This window comes from Microbacterium sp. Leaf351, from assembly GCF_001423825.1.
Taxonomy (GTDB): domain Bacteria; phylum Actinomycetota; class Actinomycetes; order Actinomycetales; family Microbacteriaceae; genus Microbacterium; species Microbacterium ginsengisoli.
Map to the genome: position 1 here is coordinate 148,572 of NZ_LMPK01000035.1, position 3,605 is coordinate 152,176.

Here is a 3,605-nt window from a genome sequence, read left to right on the forward strand (position 1 = left end):
CCTTCGCCTGCGATCGCGAGGACGTGGTGCCCGACGTGTACCTGCTCGGCAAGGCGCTGGGAGGGGGCATCCTGCCCGTCTCCGCCGTCGTCGCCGACCGTGACGTGCTCGGGGTCATCCGCCCCGGTGAGCACGGCTCGACCTTCGGCGGCAACCCGCTCGCGGCGGCGGTGGGCCTGCGGGTCGTCGAGATGCTGGCGTCGGGAGAGTTCCAGCAGCGCGCGCTCGCACTCGGCGAGCACCTGCGCGCCCGGCTCGACGACCTCATCGGGCACGGCGTCGTCGCGGTCCGCAGCGCCGGGCTCTGGGCCGGCATCGACATCGATCCCGTCGTCGGCACCGGACGCGAGATCGCCGAGCGCCTGCTCGCGCGCGGCGTGCTCGTGAAGGACACGCACGGCCAGACCATCCGCATCGCGCCACCGCTCGTCGTGCGCGCGACCGAGCTCGACTGGGCCATCGAACAGCTGAAGGTCGTGCTCGCGGGCTGAGCCCTCGCCGCTGTGCGGGCGGCGGCCGTGCGGTCCGGGCGCCCCTCGCCCGGGCGCCGCGGTCATGCGCTCCGCCGGCCGCAGCGTGGCATCGGCACCGTGCCCGACCACCGCCGCGCTGCACCCGCGCCTTGCCGACGCGCCGCGGCATCCGGTATACGGAAGACGGACGAGAGGATCGCACCATGACCGTCGATGCGAGTGCGGGCGCCCGCCCCGAGGTCTCCGCCGCCGAGGCGGCCGCCGTCGCCCGCGAGCTGTGGGGGCTCGACGGCGAGGTGCGCGAGCTCGGCAGCCAGCAGGATCGCAACTATCGGGTGGATGCCGCATCCGGCCGTGTCGTCGTGAAGATCGCGCATGCGGCGACCGACCGCCGCGACCTCGAGGCCCAGCACGAGGCGCTCCGGCTGCTGCGCCGGGCGGGGCTGCGGGTGGCGTCCGCGGTGGCGGCGCGGGACGGCGAGCACATCGTGCCCGTCGGCTTCGCCGGAGGACCTCACCTCGTGCGCGTGCTCGAGTACGTCGACGGCGAACCGCTCATCGAGACGGCCGGCTACGGCGAGGCCGAGGCCGCTCTCGTCGGCGACACCGCCGGGCGCGTCGCCGCGGCGCTTGCGGCGCTCGACGTCGAGCCGGCGGCGCACGCGTCGCAGTGGGACATCCGCGAGGGTGCCCGGGTCGTCGACGACCTGATCGACGCGGTCACCGACCCCGGCCGCCGGGCGCTGGTGCGCGCGGCGACCGACAGCGCCGCCGCCCGCGTCGCGGCGCTCGCCGACCTGCTGCCCCCGCAGCCCATCCACGCCGACGTCACCGACGACAACCTCGTGCGGGACTCCGACGGCCGGGTCGGGGTCATCGACTTCGGCGACCTCATGGTCACGTGGCGCGTGGCCGAGCTCGTCGCGGCATCCGCCTGCGCCTACATGCGCGACGATCCCGACGCGCTGTTCCTCGCGACCGTGCGCGGGTTCGCCGCCCATGTCGCCCTCACAGACGCCGAACTCGACGCGCTCTGGCCGCTCGTCGTGCTGCGCTGCGCCGTGCTCGTGGTCAGCGGCGAGCACCAGGTCGCCCTCGACGGCGACAACGACTACGCCGACGAGCGCCGCGGCGCAGAGTGGCGCGCGTTCGCCGCGGCGGCGGCGCGCGACGCGGGCGAGATGGCGTACCTCGTCCGCGCGGTCGCGCGCGGGCTCGACGATCCCCGAGCGGATGCCAGGGCCACCCTGCTGCCCGCGGGGATCGCCGCGGCATCCGTCGATCTCTCCGTCACGAGCGACGCGCTGGCAGCGGGGGACTGGCTCGAACCGGGAATCGAGGAGCGCGTGCTGCGCGCCGCCGGTGGGCTCGCGCACACGCGCTGGGGCGAGTTCCGGCTGACGCGCACGCGGCTGCTCGCCCCCCGCGGTAGGGCGGCGACCCGGGCGCTGGGTGTCGACCTCGTGGCTCCCGAGGGCTGCACGCTCGCCGCCCCGTTCGCGGGACGTGTCGTCGCGACCCGCACCGGGCTGGCGCTGCACGGCGACGACGCCACCCTCTGGGTGGACGGGGTCGCACCGTTCGTCCTCGGCGAGGTCGCGCCGGGTGCCCGGCTCGGCGACGCATCCCGGGGGGACGTCGTGCACGTGCAGCTCGGGCCCGCCGACGATCGCCGTCCGCCCGCGTGCGTCACCCCGCGGCTCGCGGACCTCTGGCGCCGCATCAGCCCCGACCCGTCGCGCGTGCTCGGGGTGGCGGCATCCGCGCCGGTCATCGCGCCCGCCGACACTCTCGCCCGCCGCGACGCTCACGTCGCCGCAGCGCAGGAGCACTACTACTCGCGCCCGCCGCAGATCGAACGCGGCTGGCGCGAGCACCTCATCGACACCGAGGCGCAGACCTACGTCGACGTCGTCAACAACGTCACGATCGCGGGCCACGCCCACCCCGGCATCGTCGATGCCGCCGCGCGGCAGTGGACGCTGCTGAACACGAACTCGCGCTTCCACTACGCGGCGATCGCCGAGCTGTCCGAGCGTCTCGCCGCCCTCGCGCCCGCCGGGCTCGACCGGGTGTTCCTCGTCAACAGCGGCAGCGAAGCGGTCGATCTCGCGCTGCGGCTCGCGTTCACCGCCACCGGGCGCGGACGCATCCTTGCGGCGCGAGAGGCGTACCACGGGTGGACGATCGGCTCCGACGCCGTCTCGACCTCGATCGGCGACAACCCGCGCGCCCTCGAGACGCGACCCGACTGGGTCGAACTGCTCGACGCCCCCAACCCGGTGCGCGGCACGCATCGCGGGCGAGGATCGGCGGCCGCCTATCTCGCCGACGTCGACGCCCGCCTCGACGCGCTCGGCGCCGACGGACGCGCACAGCTCGCCGGGGTCGTCATCGAGCCGATCTTCGGCAACGGTGGCGGCGTGCTGCTGCCCGACGGCTACCTCGCGGGCCTCTACGAACGGGTGCGGGCGCTCGGCGGGGTGTGCATCTCCGACGAGGTGCAGGTGGGCTACGGGCGGCTCGGCGCGCACTTCTGGGGTTTCGAGCAGCAGGGCGCCGTGCCCGACGTGATCGCGGTGGCGAAGGCCATGGGCAACGGCCAGCCGCTCGGGGCTGTCATCACGACCGCCGCGATCGCCGAGGCGTTCGAGCAGGAGGGCAGCTTCTTCTCCTCCGCCGGCGGCAGTCCGGTGAGTGCGCGGGTCGGCGTCGCCGTGCTCGATGCGCTCCGCGACGACGACCTGCAGGGCAACGCGCAGCGGGTCGGCGCGCTGTTCGGTGACGCGCTGCGGGCCCTGGGGACGCGGCATCCGTCGATCGGTGCGGTGCACGGCATGGGCCTCTACCTCGGGGTCGAACTCGTCGTCGACGCCGACCTGACTCCCGCCCCCGAGCTCGCGCGGCGCGTGTGCGACCTGCTGCTCGACGACGGATGCATCGTGCAGCCCACCGGCGACCACAAGAACGTGCTGAAGATCAAGCCGCCGCTGTGCATCACGGCCGAGTCGGTCGCGTGGGTGGTCGCCGCGCTCGACCGCGCCCTCGCCGCCGCGTAGCGCGCGTCGCCCTCGCTCGCCGCCGCCGCGTAGCGCGCGCCCGCCCTCTCGCCGCCGCCCCGCCCCCGCCCTC

The 3,605-nt window shown here is 75.2% G+C and carries 2 protein-coding genes; both read left to right on the top strand.

The annotated features are described in order from the left end of the window. Positions 1 to 491 (top strand): aminotransferase class III-fold pyridoxal phosphate-dependent enzyme (locus ASG00_RS18355; protein ID WP_235559539.1); only part of this gene is annotated, 491 nt, incomplete at its 5' end. A gap of 185 nt (positions 492 to 676) precedes the next feature. Continuing rightward, complete coding sequence (locus ASG00_RS11820) at positions 677 to 3,532, top strand: aminotransferase (RefSeq protein WP_056209828.1); 2,856 nt, start codon at positions 677 to 679, stop codon at positions 3,530 to 3,532. Positions 3,533 to 3,605 lie beyond the last annotated feature (73 nt).

Coding starts and splice junctions, on each gene's coding strand:
- ASG00_RS11820 (WP_056209828.1), top strand. CDS start 677: ATGACCGTCGATGCGAGTGCGGGCGCCCGCCCCGAGGTCTCCGCCGCC.